Consider the following 15,295-nt stretch of genomic DNA (forward strand, 5'->3'; position numbering starts at 1 on the left):
ATTATTCAAATTGCAATTTTGTTCTCAATTTTTCGACTTCATCTACTCTTCTTTTTATCTCTCCTTTCAACGATGAATACCAATCAGACAATTCGGCCTTCTTTACTGCAGGCATCCCCATTAACAAAACATTGCCTTCAGGAAAGGATTTGGTGACAACGGAATTGGCCGCCACGACTATGTGATCGCCCAACATCTCACCACCTGTAATCTTTGCTCCTGTTGAAAGGCTCAGAGCCTTGCCTATCTTCCTGCCTGTATCTGTGATGCAAGTAGATGCATGCAATACTGCGTATGGCCCTATCCTGTTGGTATTTCCCACTACTATAGTTCCATAGTGAGGGATAACAAGACCATAATCACAGGCATCATATCCGATACTGAACCCAAGCTTACGAGACAATCTAAAGAAACGCAGTTTATTGACTATAAACAACAGTTTACCCCCGCGTTTACACTGAGAGAGTAATACTGCACCTTTCTCATTGCCTTAAGGAACTCCATGATGTAATTTGGAGCCACCAAATGCAACAACTTCTTCTTGAGAGGTTCTTTGAAGTACCCTCTATTCATCATCATGTCTGCATAAAGATAGAAGTGGAGGTGGTTGCGAGATGTGATAGTGCTCATATTTATCTATAATGTATTGTTAAGAAAATCAATAAGTTTTTTAGTCACTTCTTTTGAACCGAAGTTGGCTATAGCATAGTCATACGCTCTTCCTGCCACTTCTTTTGCCTCTTGAGGATGTGATAGGATATATCTCATCTTTTCTGCGTATGCGACATCATCGCAAGGATCTACCAAGTAAACAGTATTGTTATCTTGCACATAGCAATGAATCTCTCCTACATTCGTCACTATTGCCGGTGTATGACTCATCATGTATTCTGCCAATTTCGTTGGGAAACCACCTGCAGCTCTCTTTGTAACAGGTTGAGACGTCACAAGAATCTCTGCATTTGCAAGAGTCTGTGGAACTAAGTTATAATCTATTCTTCCTTTAATAAAAACTCTATTTCCTAATCCAAGTTCTGCTATTACTCCTTCGACAACACTTTTATCTTTGTCATTAGGTGTACCATAAAGATATAAGTCAACATCAGAAAAATCATCGCATACTCTCTTAAAAGCTCTGATGATGTTATCAACATTATCTTTTGCCAACATCATATTTCCCATATAGCACATATACTTACGGGAAACTTTTTGCTTTACTATACCATCAAAACGAGCCGTATTTAAAATTGAGCATAGAATATACGTAGGCTTCTCACACACTAGCTCATCATAGAACTTTTGAAGAGCCTCTGTCATGAGAACTCTAAACGAAATGAACTGATAAACAAATTTGTATGCAAGCTTATAGGAAAAAGGAATCGTTGATTTCAGCCTCCTAATAGGCTCAGGAAACTCATCACCAATAAATCCAATCTTGATTCCCATGATTCGCAACACTGGAACAAAAAAGAGGAGATATGTAGGATGGTCAAAGCTTAAGAGTATACAATCAAACTTTTCCTCTTTATGGGAATTCCTTATTTTCTTTATGGCATTTAAGAGAGACTTGGGCCTATCAACAAAAAGTTTATATAACTTGGACTTATTCGTGTCCCTCTTATGGGCATAGGCGTACTTAACACCTCCAACATAACCTGAAAGAGAATATGCATTATCGCCGACCTTTGGCTGAAATACCACAACTTCAACCTTACATCCATTATCCACTAACCCCTGTCCATAGGATAGTATTCTTATGGTAGGAGCCATCCCTTCGGGGAATGAATATGTGCAAAGAATTCCGATTTTATTTATCATACGTGCATGTATTAAATGCAAAAAAATATAGAACCATAAAGAAAGGTGAATATGTAATCTGATTATCCGTTTATGCACCTGTTATATTCGCAATTACTAGTCTGTCAAAGAGTTTGTCTCCAAAATACCGTCTGTTTAATTTGTAAATAAACTCGTTGAGATACAACTGTAAGTATTTCCTTTTGATTTTATGGTAGTTGCCCAGCAATGTCCGTTTTGCATTACTGATTGCGATATGCACCCATTTGAGTGTTTCCTTGGTGGTTTTGGCGTCTGATTTCTCGGTGACGTGCAATTCCACCAGATCGGAGATGTCAACGTAAGAAGTGCTTTTGTCCGAAAATACGATGGCATCATCCTCCATGCAGTCCCTGACCACGCCGTTGATTCCTTCACTTTGATGGCTATCCAGTACCCTGGCCTTGAAATAACGCACATGCTTCTCCTTTTTGCCCGTTTCGATATCTTCCAACGGGGTGCTTTCGGCCATCACCGCAACGTTCTGCTTTCCCTCGGCTCCCCGGCCACGTGTACCCTTGCCTCGCTCGATTTCCTTACTGGCCACCGAAAAGTAACCCTCATCCAGTTCTATCATCCCTTCCAGTGTATACCTTGCATCCCGGTTGCCCATCGCCCTGCGGAGTTTGTGTACCATCGCCCATACCGGTTCGTAACGCTTCAATCCTAATTGCTTCTGGAGTTCGTTGGTGGAGAATCCCTTTTTTGTGCAACTCATCAGGAACATCGTTTTGTACCACACCAGAAACGGCAGCTTGGAGCTCTCCATGATCGTACCGCTGCGCAACGAGGTGCGGAAACGGCAACCTTTGCATTCATAACTCCATTTACCCTGTAACCAATAATGGGAAGTGCCCCCGCATCGCTTGCAGACAACCCCTTCCTTATCACGCTGCTCCTTGAAATGCAAACGACAATCTTCCTCCGAACCGAAATGAGCCGTAAAACTGAATATGTTCATAATCCCTGCTTTTTGAGCGCTAATATACTAAAAATATTAGGTGTGTTTGCGGAGAATCAGAATATGTAATTGTTTGTGAGAAACATAAAAGCAACAATGATACAAAAACGCACACATTCGCTCCCTTGTGACTATTACCTACATATACTTTTGTTCCTCTATATAACAAGTAGTAAAACACTATGGATAATGGAATACCATAATACCTCATCAAATCAGTCAATCCATTTGGACTACTTAAAAGTTCATCTCCAAAAATATTTGAAAGAAATGGACCAAAGCCAATAAACGGAGATTGCGTTATCTGATTCCAATGGTATGCAATGGCGCCAAATCTTGACCAAGTGGAATCATCAGCTGATTGCTCAGCAATTTTTTCGGTCATAAAATCCAATTGCCCCACATAATATACAACAGCAAACAGTATTATAGAAAAGATGATTTTATTACTTCTCTTGATGTTTGAAAAGAATATATATCCCACATACAATGTAGCTGTAGCTACATATCCAGTCGTAGAAAATGTTGTTAGATTTGTAAGTAGCAATACAAGACTATTCTTCGATGTAATCTTTTCTTTGAAATAGAAAAGATTAATAGCCAATGCTAGTGTTATATATATAGTGAAACGGCCTGGCTCCCAAAAGGGACCTGAATTTCGCATAAGACCTTTAAAATCTTGAGGGATACTAAATATGTATAATGTATCTACAATATTTGTATTGCTCTCAATATTATCCCAACCTAAAAGAGGAAATTGTGATGCAATTGACCGAAGAAAGGATAGTCCCAATGGAAACAGGCAAATTACCCACAATACCAAGCAAACCTGTGAAATGAAATAAACTAAATCTAAATATACTTTTACAAACTTACAGGAAATTATCTTAGCAAACATAGCACAAACTAAGAGTAAGCATGTTGGCTTAATGAGATTGACAATGGCTCCACCAAAATTCACCATTTGTAAGAAATGAACAGATAAAACAACACCAATTAGCAGAATTGTCGAATTTGAAAGTTTATAACCTCGATGAAAAAAAATGAATCCAACGACTGGCATCATATACAACATCCATTCAAGGAAAAGCCCATAGGTGAAACCTCCTCCCGACCATAGAATTATGAACAGAAGAATGGCATACTCATACCACTTTGTCTTGTTTGTCTTGTCGTTATATATGGTTATTTGTTCCATATCCCTGTTGCAGTTTGGCTGATGAGTTTATTGCATTGCACTTTAGACCATAAGTAATTCAGCGCAAATACAATAGCATTTGCTATTAACACTCCAGACAAGCCAAATAATTTGCCCAAAAGTATTGCAAGCGGTATATAAATGATTGCAATTACTCCTGTCAGTATTATCTGCGCAAATACTTTTCCTGTTCCATTAATGATAGTTCCATAGACTTTGTACAACATTTCAAATGAAATATACAATAATATAAGACTAGTGGTTGAATAATTTATGTCTATTGTGCCCTTGCCCAGCCATATGCCATATACAAACTTAGAAGCCAATACCATCAATACACCAATAAAAATAGACGCAATACAGACTTTTCGTGATAAAGAGATTGTCTTGTTTATCCATGCAAAGTCTTTACGAACATAAGCATCCGTTGTTGCAGACCACACAGGAGTGATGACAATAGTGAAAATCATAGTCAAAAGACTGACATATTTAAATGCTAAATTATACTCTACCACTGCTTCTGGACTTACGACTCTTGCTATGATAATGCTATTGGCCTGAAAAAGTACAATTGTAATCATTTGGAGGACAAAAAACTTCAATCCAAGGCTTAAGATACTACCAACTGATTTGAATTCAAATAATTTGAAGGATGGTGCAATTTCTTTCAGTTTCGTTCTAAAAAGTCCGATAGACCCCAGGAACAGAACTAAAGGAGGAATCATACTGTTGACAGCACCTATCTGTAAGACGGAAGTAACATCAAACACATATACCTGTATTACCAACGCAATGAGAGCAATAAATTGTCCCACGAAAGTAAACAATGATTGGAACGCAGGCATTTGATAAGCAAATAGAATTGAATTTATTAATCCAAACAAGAACTGAATACAGAAAGCTATAAACACTACATTTGTAAGTCCTCGAATTTCACCAGCATCACTTGTGGGGGAATTCAGAACTCCTAACCAATCAACAAAAGGACTAACCATCAAAAAGATTACTATAATTAATGCTACATATATAGCAAGAGTTACATAACAGCTGCTTACAATCTTCTTAGCAGAATGAAAGTCTCCCTTTGCCAAAAATTCTGGTAATTTATTTCTGAGTCCATTTCCTAAACCAACATCCATATACCCAACCCAACCTACAATTGAGGTGAGGGTTAGTAATACTCCATAATCTGCCCTATCTACATGATGAAGCATAATAGGAGCTGATATCAGGGTAAGAATCATTGAAACTCCCCTAATACCGATCATTGCCACAGTATTTTTATACATTTTTTTACTGCGACTATCAGTTCCTATGAACTTTTTCCTTATTTGAGTCTTTATACTAAACATTTATTATTTTCTATTGAATAGATAATAGACACATGCAACTGAAATGTACAAACACATTAAAAACTTGTCGGAAAATGAGTTTATATCCTTACTTTATCCCCCCCTCACACCCATATACGCATAAAGGGGTTCGAAGATAAGCTTTCAGAATAAACCTTGCTGAATAGTATCCTTTGGCATGATTGATAACATAAATTGAACCATAATAGCTTGTCATTGCATTTGCTAAAATTATTTTCTTCATGGTTCCTATATAGGAATCAGGATTTAATTCAGTACATACTGAAATTGAGATTTTTAACCCTACAGTGCCAACACCCAGACTGGACTTGTCGGTTGGAATACTATCCAAAGCCTTGTCATAGTTCTTGATTCCACTCCTACAAGATGACCCTCTATAATCTGATACTGATTTTCAATTTTATTCCATCTTGCTACTTCATAAGCGTCATAAAGTTTATCACTTGCTTGCGATACGTATTTTGCAGCATTTTTCTAATTTATCATTCATTAAAGCGTGCGAAATATGACAGGCTTTCGCCCTCGTTCTCACGAATCAACTCACACACGAAATTGAGAATACGTGTCTTCCCATTGCCATGATGACCATAGATTACTGCTATTCTATTCATAGGGATCTCTTGTTTTATAGAGTTGCTGCATTAGGAGTTGGATAGATTAATATTCATCGTAATAAAGTTCATTTGACATACTTAGAATAAACTGTAATCTATTTGGAACATCCATTCAGCCTATTTCAGTTCAGATGATTGATATTTTTCAGAACTTTTTCCACACCATTTTATTGACGATACCGACATAGCTCTGCACAATCTTCACAACTTTGGTTGAGACATTCTCGTCTACATAGTCGGGCACAGGAATACCATGCTGACCATCACGGCAAAGTTCAACGGCTGTGTCTACGGCTTGAAGTAATGATTTCTCGTCAATACCGGCAATGATAAAGTCGCCCTTGTCAATAGCCTCTGGACGCTCAGTAGAGGTTCGAATGCAAATAGCTGGAAAGGGATGTCCCACACTGGTGAAAAAACTTGATTCTTCAGGTAATGTACCACTATCACTAACAACAGCAAAAGCATTCATCTGAAGGCAATTGTAATCATGGAAACCAAGAGGCTCATGTTGGATAACCCGTTCATCAAGTTTGAAACTACTCTCTGCAAGACGGTTACGACTACGAGGATGACAACTATAGAGAATCGGCATATTGTACTTTTCAGCCATCTTATTGATAGCCGTAAAAAGCGAAAGGAAGTTTTTCTCGGTATCGATATTTTCCTCACGATGAGCAGAGAGCAAAATATATTTTCCTTTCTCCAGGCCCAGACGCCGATGTACATCGCTAGCTTCTATTTCTGCAAAATTGTTATGGAGCACTTCCGCCATAGGTGATCCCGTGACATAGGTACGTTCCTTAGGTAGACCACAATCGGCAAGATATCTTCGCGCATGTTCCGAGTATGCCATATTCACATCACTGATGATATCAACAATACGACGGTTGGTCTCTTCCGGAAGACACTCGTCTTTGCAACGGTTACCTGCTTCCATATGGAAAATTGGAATATGCAGCCGCTTCGCACCAATTACACTCAAACATGAGTTGGTATCACCAAGTACAAGAACTCCGTCCGGCTTTGTCTGAGCAAAGAGTTTATATGAACAATTGATGATATTACCACAAGTAGCTCCCAAATCATCACCTACGGCATCCATATATACTTCCGGCTCTGCCAACTTCAAATCTTTAAAGAATATGCCGTTGAGGTTGTAATCATAATTCTGACCGGTATGAGCAAGAATCACATCGAAATACTGACGACATTTGGTGATGACAGCCGCCAAACGGATAATCTCGGGACGAGTGCCGACAACGATTATCAGCTTCAATTTACCATTATCCTTGAATTTTATATCTGAATAATCGAATTTAGGTTGTTTTTCCATATTATTTTTCTACTTTATCAAAGTATGTATCCGGTTTATCCGAGTTGAATATCTCATTGCAGTACATCACTGTCACCAGATCTTCCGTATCAGAAAGATTGATGATGTTATGAGTATAACCGGGAAGCATGATGACAGATTGTATTTTCTCTCCGCTCACCTCATAGTTAAGCACTTCGTCTGTTCCTTCCTTACGAAGCTGAATAAGCCCATGCCCACTGACTACAATAAACTGTTCCCATTTGGTATTGTGCCAGTGTTCACCCTTGGTTACACCTGGTTTGGAGATATTAATGCTTACCTGGCCACAATTCAAGGTATGTACAAGTTCTGTGAAACTGCCACGTTGATCTACATTCATTTTCAAGTCGAAGATCGCTTTTTCTTTTGGTAAGTAGCTCAAAAAGGTACTGTACAGACGTTTGGCAAATGAATCAGTCGGGATTTCCGGAATCATCAGTGTCTTAGGCATTTCCGCGAATTGATGTAATAAGTCAACGATTTCACCAAGCGTTACCTTATGGGTGACAGGGCAATAGCAATATCTGCCGTCAGCCTTCGGTTGTACGTCAAGCCCTTCGAATTCGCAATGATATTCCTCCCCTTTCAAGGCATGAATCATTTCGTCCACAAGGTCATCAATGTAAAGTAGCTCAAGTTCTACACTCGGATCGTTGACCTGTATAGGCAAGTCATTGGCAATATTATTGCAGAAAGTGGCTACGGCACTGTTATAGTTTGGACGACACCACTTACCGTAAAGGTTCGGAAAGCGATAGACCAAAACCTTGGCTCCTGTCTCTTTGCCGTATTGTAGAAAAAGATCTTCACCCGCCTTTTTGCTACGACCATATTCACTGTCACCAAAGCGACCGGTCAATGAGGCTTGCGCACTAGAGGAAAGCATGACGGGACAAGTGTTATGATATTTCTTCAAGGTGTCAAGCAATGTATTTGCAAAACCGAAGTTACCTTTCATGAATTCATCATTGTCTTTAGGGCGGTTCACCCCGGCAAGATTGAATACGAAATCGGCCTCTTTGCACCAATTATCCAGTTGTTCCGAAGTAGAGTCAAGATCGTACTCGAATACGTCACTAATCTTCAGTTCACCATAACAACGAGCCTTACCGTCCTTGATGTTATTAAGTTGGGCACAAAGATTCTTCCCTACAAAACCTTTGGCACCGGTTACTAATATCTTCATAATTTTATTACTGTACGAAGTTGCCCTCACCACTCAACTCCTTCTTTATATAGTCCAAAGCTGCAATCTTGGCTTTGGTTTCTTCCACGTTAAGGATTCGTGTATTGTTTGAATTGAACTCTGTAAGCGTGTTACGCTCTGTCTCACCCTCTTTGAAATATTTGTCGTAATTCAATCCACGGTTATCTGCCGGTACACGATAGAAATTGCCCATATCCTCTGCCTTGGCACATTCTTCATTGGTAAGCAATGTCTCATACATCTTCTCACCATGACGAATACCGATAACTTTAATGTCTTCTTTCTTGCCACCAAAGAGTTCACAAACAGCCTCTGCCTGAGTCTGGATGGTGCAAGCCGGAGCTTTTTGAACGAGGATGTCACCATTCTGACCATGCTCAAAAGCGAAGAGTACGAGGTCAACAGCTTCTTCAAGAGACATTATAAAACGTGTCATTTTAGGCTCAGTCAGAGTAACAGGATTACCATTGCGGATCTGCTCTATCCACAGAGGGATTACAGAACCGCGAGAACACATTACATTCCCATAACGCGTACAGCAAATTTTGGTCTTACCGGAGTAACGGCTCTTTGCCACTGCTATCTTTTCCTCAACAGCTTTGGTGATACCCATAGCATTGATTGGATAGGCAGCCTTATCCGTGGAAAGGCAGATTACGGCACCAACACCCGCTTCAATTGCAGCCGTCAATACATTGTCAGTACCAATTACATTTGTCTTTACAGCTTCCATTGGGAAAAATTCGCAACTCGGAACCTGCTTCAAGGCAGCAGCATGGAAGATATAGTCTACTCCCGGCATGGCGTTCCTACAAGACTGGAGGTTGCGTACATCACCGATAAAGAATTTTATTTTGTTTGCCACATCAGGATACTTAGCCTGATATTCGTGGCGCATATCGTCCTGCTTCTTCTCGTCACGTGAAAATATACGAATTTCACCGATATCGGTACGAAGGAAACGATTCAAGACTGCATTACCGAAAGAACCTGTTCCACCGGTAATCATTAGGGTTTTACCCGCAAAAATGCTCATAGTTTTATTGTTTTATTGTTTTATTTCTCCGTATTATAAAACTTTACATACCACTCTGCAAAGTTTCTTAGCCCATCTCTCAAACTTGTACCCGGTTTAAAAGCAAAATCCTGTTCCAATGAAGTAGTATCAGCATAAGTTACAGGCACATCACCCGGTTGCATAGGCACAAGTTCTTTATGGGACTCAAAATCATAGTCTTTCGGAAGCACACCGGCACGGACTAATTCTTCCTGAAGAATAGTTACAAATTCAAGCAGGTTCTCTGGATGACTGTTACCGATATTATATACTTTGTATGGTGGAATCGGAAGTCCGTCTTCCCCATTCTCTTTTTCTGGAGCGTGTTGCATAACACGTACTACTCCCTCCACAATATCATCCACATAGGTAAAATCACGCTTACAATTACCATAATTGAAAATCTTGATAGTTTCGCCTTTTACAAGCTTGTCGGTAAACCCAAAATACGCCATATCCGGACGACCTGCAGGACCATAAACCGTAAAGAAACGTAAGCCTGTTGATGGAATATTATAGAGTTTTGAGTATGCGTGAGCCATCAACTCGTTACTCTTTTTTGTTGCTGCATAAAGGCTGACCGGGTTGTCAACCTTGTCATCAGTTGAATACGGAACTGTCTTGTTACTGCCGTATACGGATGATGAAGAAGCATAAACCAAGTGCTCCACCTCATAATGACGGCAGGCTTCAAGGATATTATAGAAACCGATAAGATTACTTTGGACATAGGCATCAGGATTGGTGATACTGTAACGGACGCCCGCCTGGGCCGCAAGATTTACGACAACGGAAATTCTGTCTTCAGAGAAAATTCTTTCTACCGCATCCTTATCGGCAATCGAGGCATGGACAAAAGTCCAGTCACGGTTTAACAACTCTATTTCCTTGAGACGCTCATACTTGATATTGACATCGTAATAATCGGTGATGGAATCAACACCGATTACCCTGATATTTCGGAAATCATGGAAAAGGCGCATGACAAGGTTGCTACCAATAAAACCGGCAGCACCCGTTACAAGCACAGTCTTTCCGTCCAGCTCTACATTATATGACAACATGGTCAGTCCCTTCTAAAAATGTCACGTGTATAAACCTTAGCTTCCACATCTTCCAGACTGTTGTCAAAACGGTTGGCTATGATAGCCTTGCTCTGCACCTTGAATCCAGCAAGATCGTTAACAACCCTGCTGCCGAAAAATGTAGTCCCGTCCTCAAGCGTGGGTTCATAGATGATCACTTCCGCACCCTTCGCCTTGATACGTTTCATTATACCTTGAATGGCGGACTGGCGGAAATTGTCAGAGTTCGATTTCATGGTCAGGCGGTATACACCGATGACGCAAGTATGTTCCTTGGATGCGTCCCATTGTCCATTTCCCGTATAATAACCTGCCTTGCGGAGCACTGCATCAGCTATATAATCCTTACGGGTTTTGTTTGATTCCACGATTGCGGACATCATGTTCTGAGGAACATCCTGATAGTTGGCAAGGAGTTGTTTTGTATCTTTCGGCAGGCAGTAACCGCCATAACCGAATGAAGGATTATTATAATGTGTCCCAATACGGGGGTCAAGGCCTACGCCCTCAATGATCGCTTTGCTGTCCAATCCCTTTATTTCAGCGTATGTGTCAAGTTCGTTAAAGTAGCTGACACGGAGAGCCAGATAGGTGTTGGCGAAAAGCTTGACTGCTTCCGCCTCTTTTATGCCCATAAAGAGCGTGTCGATGTTTTCTTTGACAGCCCCTTCCTGCAAAAGGGCAGCAAATGTCCTAGCTGCTTCCTGTAACATAGTGACATCCGTGACGGAACGGATCGCCTCATTTTCTTCCGCAAACTCCGGACGGTCGATGATCTTCGGATAACCTACGATGATACGGCTCGGATAGAGATTGTCATAAAGGGCCTTGCTTTCACGAAGGAACTCCGGTGAGAACAGCAGGTTGAACTTCTTTACTCCCTTCTGGGCATATTTTACATAAAGGTTACGGGTATAGCCCACCGGAATTGTCGATTTGATGACCATTACGGCATCGGGATTCACTTCAAGCACAAGATCGATAACTTCCTCCACACGACTCGTATCGAAGTAATTCTTCACAGGGTCGTAGTTTGTAGGAGCGGCTATTACCACAAAGTCGGCGTCAGCATAGGCTAACCTCCCGTCCAAAGTGGCAACAAGATCAAGCGGCTTTTCAGCCAGATACTTCTCGATATAATCATCCTGGATAGGGGAAACCTTGTTGTTCAGTTTCTCCACCTTTTCCGGGATTACATCCACGGCAGTTACATGATGATGTTGTGATAGCAGTGTCGCTATGCTCAGTCCCACATAGCCAGTTCCGGCTACTGCGACCCGAATCTCTTTGAAATCACGCATATTATGTTTGATTTGGTTTTATCAATAGCAGTTTATTTACCCTCCCGACTTGTATGCTTCTCTCCATAACCATAGCCATAACCATAACGCTTGCCATAGCCATAATACTTGCCGTATTTACCATAACCATAATAATAGCCGTACTTCTTTTTCTGAAGATCCAAGCCGTTAATGGCGATACAGAGGTTAGGCAGTTTGTTGTTTTCCATAAGCTCATTGATCAAAGTAAACTCTGCCTTACGGGTATAATCAGCACGGCATACGTATACCGACAAATCAGCTGTGCGACCTATCAGCAAGGTATCAGTTACCATACCCACGGGGGCCGTATCCAGAATCACATAGTCAAAATTAGCCTTCAACGTTTCGATGGCTTTTTCCAAGCCGTCACGAGCCAATAATTCCGTTGGATTGGGAGGAACTGATCCGCCCGGAAGAATAAACAGATTCTTGTTTATATCGGAAGGCTGTACTAAATCCATCAGATTCTTTGTCGGATTGGTCAGAAACTGGGTAATACCATGTTCCTTTTGGGAAATATTAAAAACCTTATTCAATCCCGGTTTACGAATGTCAAGACCTACTATCACAACCTTTTTCCCTAACAAAGAAAGACTAATAGCCAAATTAGATGATACAAAAGACTTACCTTCACCACTGATGGTAGAAGTCACCAGAATCACATTCTTGCCATTTTCAAGCATAAACTGAAGATTGGTACGTACATTACGGAATGTCTCGCTCATCAAATTATTATGATTCTCAAATACAGCTATAGAACCGGACTTTTCATCCGCCAACGGGATATCGCCAATAACAGGAAGAGAAGTTAGTTTTTCAACATCAGCACGGCCCTCAATCTTGAATTTGGTCAAGCCAATCAGATAAATAATACCTACCGGAAATCCTACTCCTAATACCAAGGCGGCAAGATAGACCATCATCCTCTTAGGAGAAACCGGATTGTCGTCCGCTAACGCTTCATCAATAATCTTGGCATTATTTGCTGTAGCTGCCAAAGTGATGGCATTCTCTTCACGTTTTTGAAGTAACATCAAATAAAGACCGGCCTTAATTTCCTGCTGCCGGGCGATACTTACGAACTGGCGTTCCTGGGTCGGAGCGTCATTAATACGACGAGAATAGCGGTTCGCCTCACGGGCAAGGTCTTCTTTGGTTATCTGCAATCCTTTCAATGTAGCATCCAGCGTAGCCTGTACATTGCTCCGCATCGCACGGATACTAGTATCCAAATTTATGATCGTCGGATTATTCTCGGTTGATGTACGGAGCAAGCGCTTTCTTTCAACCAACATTTCATTATATCTGTCTATTGCACCAGCTGATGCTGCATCCTGTAATCCAATATTACTTGGCAAGACCTCATATTCATTACCTTGCATATAGCGTTGCAAATCCATCACCAAATTGATTTGAGTCTGGTTTTCCACACGTTTCTTTTCATATTCAGCATTACCGGTTAAGGCTATTTGCGCCTCACTGCTCAAATCTGTAATTCCGGCGCTACGCTTGAAGTTCTCCAAGTCTTGTTCTGTACTTCCAAGTTCCTTGGAAATAATGCCGATACGTTCGTCGATGAATTCTGCGGTTTTTTGGGCTACCTCATTCTTGTCATTATTGGCATTGATATTGTACATCTCAAGGAGTTTGTTGATGAAGTCCTTGCCACGCCGGGTATTTGAGTTCTTTAACGAAAGAACAGCTACAGAAGTAGTTTTTGATGTAGGGGCTATCGACAAAGATTTGATATATCCTTTGGCCACAGACATCGGCCGGTTTATAAAAGCTTTTATATGACGCTCTTTACTTTCCTCCTTAGCCTGATTGGTCGTCAATGTATCCTTGCTTTCAAAAAAGGCGATCGTCCCCTCATCGGTCGGAAAAACAGCAGGTAATTTATCGAATTGTTTCCGGTACTCTTTGTCTTTCACTGTTATCAACGCATCCATCCCACCATTAGGAAATAAAGTCATCTCCACTTCCATTGGTGCAGACAGTTTTTCCGCCTCCTGTGGAGTCAAGCTCACCACTACGGGCGAGGTACGGTAAAGTTCCCTATTAGGAAACTCATCTTCATCCTTATAAGTCACAAACAGTCCCAGATTATTGACCACTTCACGGGCAAGAGACTTTGATTTCAGCACCTCGATTTCATTGTCTACATTGTTCGACGAGGAAACGAAGCCGTCCAGTCCCATCTTTTCCAGTTCGGAGGACATGCTCGCACCACCGCCCTTCTTATCATCCTTGATTAAGACTGTGGCAGTTATATCATAGACAGGAGTGGCCAAACGCAGGTAGCCCCATGCGCAGGCGATACAGATTATTACAGAAACCACAAACCAAGGCCAATGGATCAGGTAACGGAAAAGGATTTCCTGAATATCCACCTGCTCTTCCGGTTGCTCACCCCGGTTCTCTCTTTTTTCCCCAATCATATCTATATTACTATTTGAAAATTGTTACTAATAAACTTGCCAATGATACCAGAATAGAAGTAGCGGAGAACCACAAGCTGGTACTGTTACCTATATCGGAGTTACGAGCTTTTGCTTTATTAGGAGTCACATAGACTATATCATTCTGCTGTAACCAATAATAAGGAGAAAGAATTGTCTCCGCCTTGTTTAAATCCAATGTCACAATTTCCTGTTTGCCATCAGCACCTTCACGAATCAGTTTTACATTGTCACGAACTCCCCAGACCGTCATGTCACCGGCCATGGCAAGAGCTTCCAACAAGTTGACTTTCTCATTGTTGATAGTAAATGTACCTGGACGGGCAACCTCACCTAATACAGAAATTTTATAGTTTACCATACGGACAGTAACTATCGGAGTCTCCTTTATGTAAGGTTTCAGTTTGTCTATTATCAGTTGTTCAGCTTCTCTTTTCGTCAGTCCACCTATTTTTAATTCACCCAGAACAGGAAAATTGATCTTGCCTTCATTATCTACCAGATAAGGTTGTAAAACAGGCTGGGTAGTCAATTGGGTGCTGGCAGTAGCCACATTGGCAGGAGTTGCCACCGTCAAGTTAAACGGAACTGCAAGTTCCGGACTAGTACATGACACTATGATAGTAAGTAAATCTTTAGGCATTATCTTGGCATCATATAAATTTTCCTGTTGATTGGTGTCCTTTACAACTCCCGCATCCTGCAAATAAGGTACTTTCTTATAAGACTGACAGGAAGCAAGCAGAAATGCCGCTATCAGGCAAGAAAACAGACTTTCATACAAGCTTCGTACATTCAAATGCGTGCGCAATGATTTATTCATATT

Annotated in this window: 13 protein-coding genes; all 13 read right to left on the reverse strand. The window is 40.9% G+C overall.

All coding sequences use genetic code 11. From position 1 onward, the window contains the following. Position 1: 1 nt before the first annotated feature. A complete protein-coding gene (locus INE92_RS08535; protein WP_128131257.1) occupies positions 2 to 403 on the reverse strand; it encodes an LbetaH domain-containing protein in 402 nt (133 codons plus the stop codon). Between the two features lie 233 nt (positions 404 to 636). Next, positions 637 to 1,818, reverse strand: a complete 1,182-nt coding sequence (locus tag INE92_RS08540) for a glycosyltransferase family 4 protein (RefSeq protein WP_158567729.1) — start codon at positions 1,816 to 1,818, stop codon at positions 637 to 639. Positions 1,819 to 1,888: 70 nt separating this feature from the next. Then, a complete protein-coding gene (locus tag INE92_RS08545) occupies positions 1,889 to 2,797 on the reverse strand; it encodes an IS1595-like element ISBbi1 family transposase (protein ID WP_005807145.1) in 909 nt (302 codons plus the stop codon). A gap of 19 nt (positions 2,798 to 2,816) precedes the next feature. Next, complete coding sequence (locus tag INE92_RS08550) at positions 2,817 to 3,995, reverse strand: hypothetical protein (RefSeq protein WP_212702009.1); 1,179 nt, start codon at positions 3,993 to 3,995, stop codon at positions 2,817 to 2,819. Next, positions 3,983 to 5,284: a lipopolysaccharide biosynthesis protein gene (locus INE92_RS08555; protein ID WP_128131254.1), complete on the reverse strand. Its 1,302-nt coding sequence runs from the start codon at positions 5,282 to 5,284 to the stop codon at positions 3,983 to 3,985. The genes INE92_RS08550 and INE92_RS08555 overlap by 13 nt, the downstream gene beginning before the upstream one ends. A 566-nt stretch (positions 5,285 to 5,850) precedes the next feature. Further along, positions 5,851 to 5,979 (reverse strand): hypothetical protein, encoded by a 129-nt coding sequence (locus INE92_RS27085; RefSeq protein WP_255421034.1) that lies wholly within the window; start codon positions 5,977 to 5,979, stop codon positions 5,851 to 5,853. A 148-nt stretch (positions 5,980 to 6,127) separates the two neighbouring features. After that, entirely contained in the window at positions 6,128 to 7,318 is a 1,191-nt protein-coding gene (gene wecB, locus INE92_RS08560) for a non-hydrolyzing UDP-N-acetylglucosamine 2-epimerase (protein WP_128131253.1), read from the reverse strand. A 1-nt stretch (position 7,319) separates the two neighbouring features. Next, positions 7,320 to 8,525: a capsular polysaccharide biosynthesis protein CapF gene (locus tag INE92_RS08565; protein ID WP_128131252.1), complete on the reverse strand. Its 1,206-nt coding sequence runs from the start codon at positions 8,523 to 8,525 to the stop codon at positions 7,320 to 7,322. A gap of 7 nt (positions 8,526 to 8,532) precedes the next feature. Further along, a complete protein-coding gene (locus INE92_RS08570; RefSeq protein WP_007761186.1) occupies positions 8,533 to 9,582 on the reverse strand; it encodes a polysaccharide biosynthesis protein in 1,050 nt (349 codons plus the stop codon). A 20-nt stretch (positions 9,583 to 9,602) separates the two neighbouring features. Further along, complete coding sequence (locus INE92_RS08575; RefSeq protein WP_275952352.1) at positions 9,603 to 10,667, reverse strand: NAD-dependent epimerase/dehydratase family protein; 1,065 nt, start codon at positions 10,665 to 10,667, stop codon at positions 9,603 to 9,605. A 2-nt stretch (positions 10,668 to 10,669) separates the two neighbouring features. Continuing rightward, positions 10,670 to 11,989 (reverse strand): UDP binding domain-containing protein, encoded by a 1,320-nt coding sequence (locus INE92_RS08580; RefSeq protein WP_195436479.1) that lies wholly within the window; start codon positions 11,987 to 11,989, stop codon positions 10,670 to 10,672. 32 nt (positions 11,990 to 12,021) lie between these two features. Further along, positions 12,022 to 14,448 carry a GumC family protein gene (locus tag INE92_RS08585; protein ID WP_151923171.1) on the reverse strand — a complete coding sequence of 809 codons (2,427 nt, stop codon included), beginning with the start codon at positions 14,446 to 14,448 and terminating at the stop codon, positions 12,022 to 12,024. 10 nt (positions 14,449 to 14,458) lie between these two features. Next, positions 14,459 to 15,292, reverse strand: coding sequence for a polysaccharide biosynthesis/export family protein (locus INE92_RS08590; protein ID WP_151923172.1), 834 nt, complete (start codon positions 15,290 to 15,292; stop codon positions 14,459 to 14,461). Positions 15,293 to 15,295 lie beyond the last annotated feature (3 nt).

It is taken from the genome of Bacteroides xylanisolvens, assembly GCF_018289135.1.
GTDB lineage: Bacteria > Bacteroidota > Bacteroidia > Bacteroidales > Bacteroidaceae > Bacteroides > Bacteroides xylanisolvens.

What these genes read in the sequence shown, in the direction of transcription:
- INE92_RS08550 (WP_212702009.1), bottom strand. Translation starts at nt 3,995, where the DNA reads ATGGAACAAATAACCATATATAACGACAAGACAAACAAGACAAAGTGG.
- INE92_RS08565 (WP_128131252.1), bottom strand. Translation starts at nt 8,525, where the DNA reads ATGAAGATATTAGTAACCGGTGCCAAAGGTTTTGTAGGGAAGAATCTT.
- wecB (WP_128131253.1), bottom strand. Translation starts at nt 7,318, where the DNA reads ATGGAAAAACAACCTAAATTCGATTATTCAGATATAAAATTCAAGGAT.
- INE92_RS08580 (WP_195436479.1), bottom strand. Translation starts at nt 11,989, where the DNA reads ATGCGTGATTTCAAAGAGATTCGGGTCGCAGTAGCCGGAACTGGCTAT.
- INE92_RS08545 (WP_005807145.1), bottom strand. Translation starts at nt 2,797, where the DNA reads ATGAACATATTCAGTTTTACGGCTCATTTCGGTTCGGAGGAAGATTGT.
- INE92_RS27085 (WP_255421034.1), bottom strand. Translation starts at nt 5,979, where the DNA reads ATGAATAGAATAGCAGTAATCTATGGTCATCATGGCAATGGGAAGACA.
- INE92_RS08540 (WP_158567729.1), bottom strand. Translation starts at nt 1,818, where the DNA reads ATGATAAATAAAATCGGAATTCTTTGCACATATTCATTCCCCGAAGGG.
- INE92_RS08590 (WP_151923172.1), bottom strand. Translation starts at nt 15,292, where the DNA reads ATGAATAAATCATTGCGCACGCATTTGAATGTACGAAGCTTGTATGAA.
- INE92_RS08555 (WP_128131254.1), bottom strand. Translation starts at nt 5,284, where the DNA reads ATGTATAAAAATACTGTGGCAATGATCGGTATTAGGGGAGTTTCAATG.
- INE92_RS08575 (WP_275952352.1), bottom strand. Translation starts at nt 10,667, where the DNA reads ATGTTGTCATATAATGTAGAGCTGGACGGAAAGACTGTGCTTGTAACG.
- INE92_RS08570 (WP_007761186.1), bottom strand. Translation starts at nt 9,582, where the DNA reads ATGAGCATTTTTGCGGGTAAAACCCTAATGATTACCGGTGGAACAGGT.
- INE92_RS08585 (WP_151923171.1), bottom strand. Translation starts at nt 14,448, where the DNA reads ATGATTGGGGAAAAAAGAGAGAACCGGGGTGAGCAACCGGAAGAGCAG.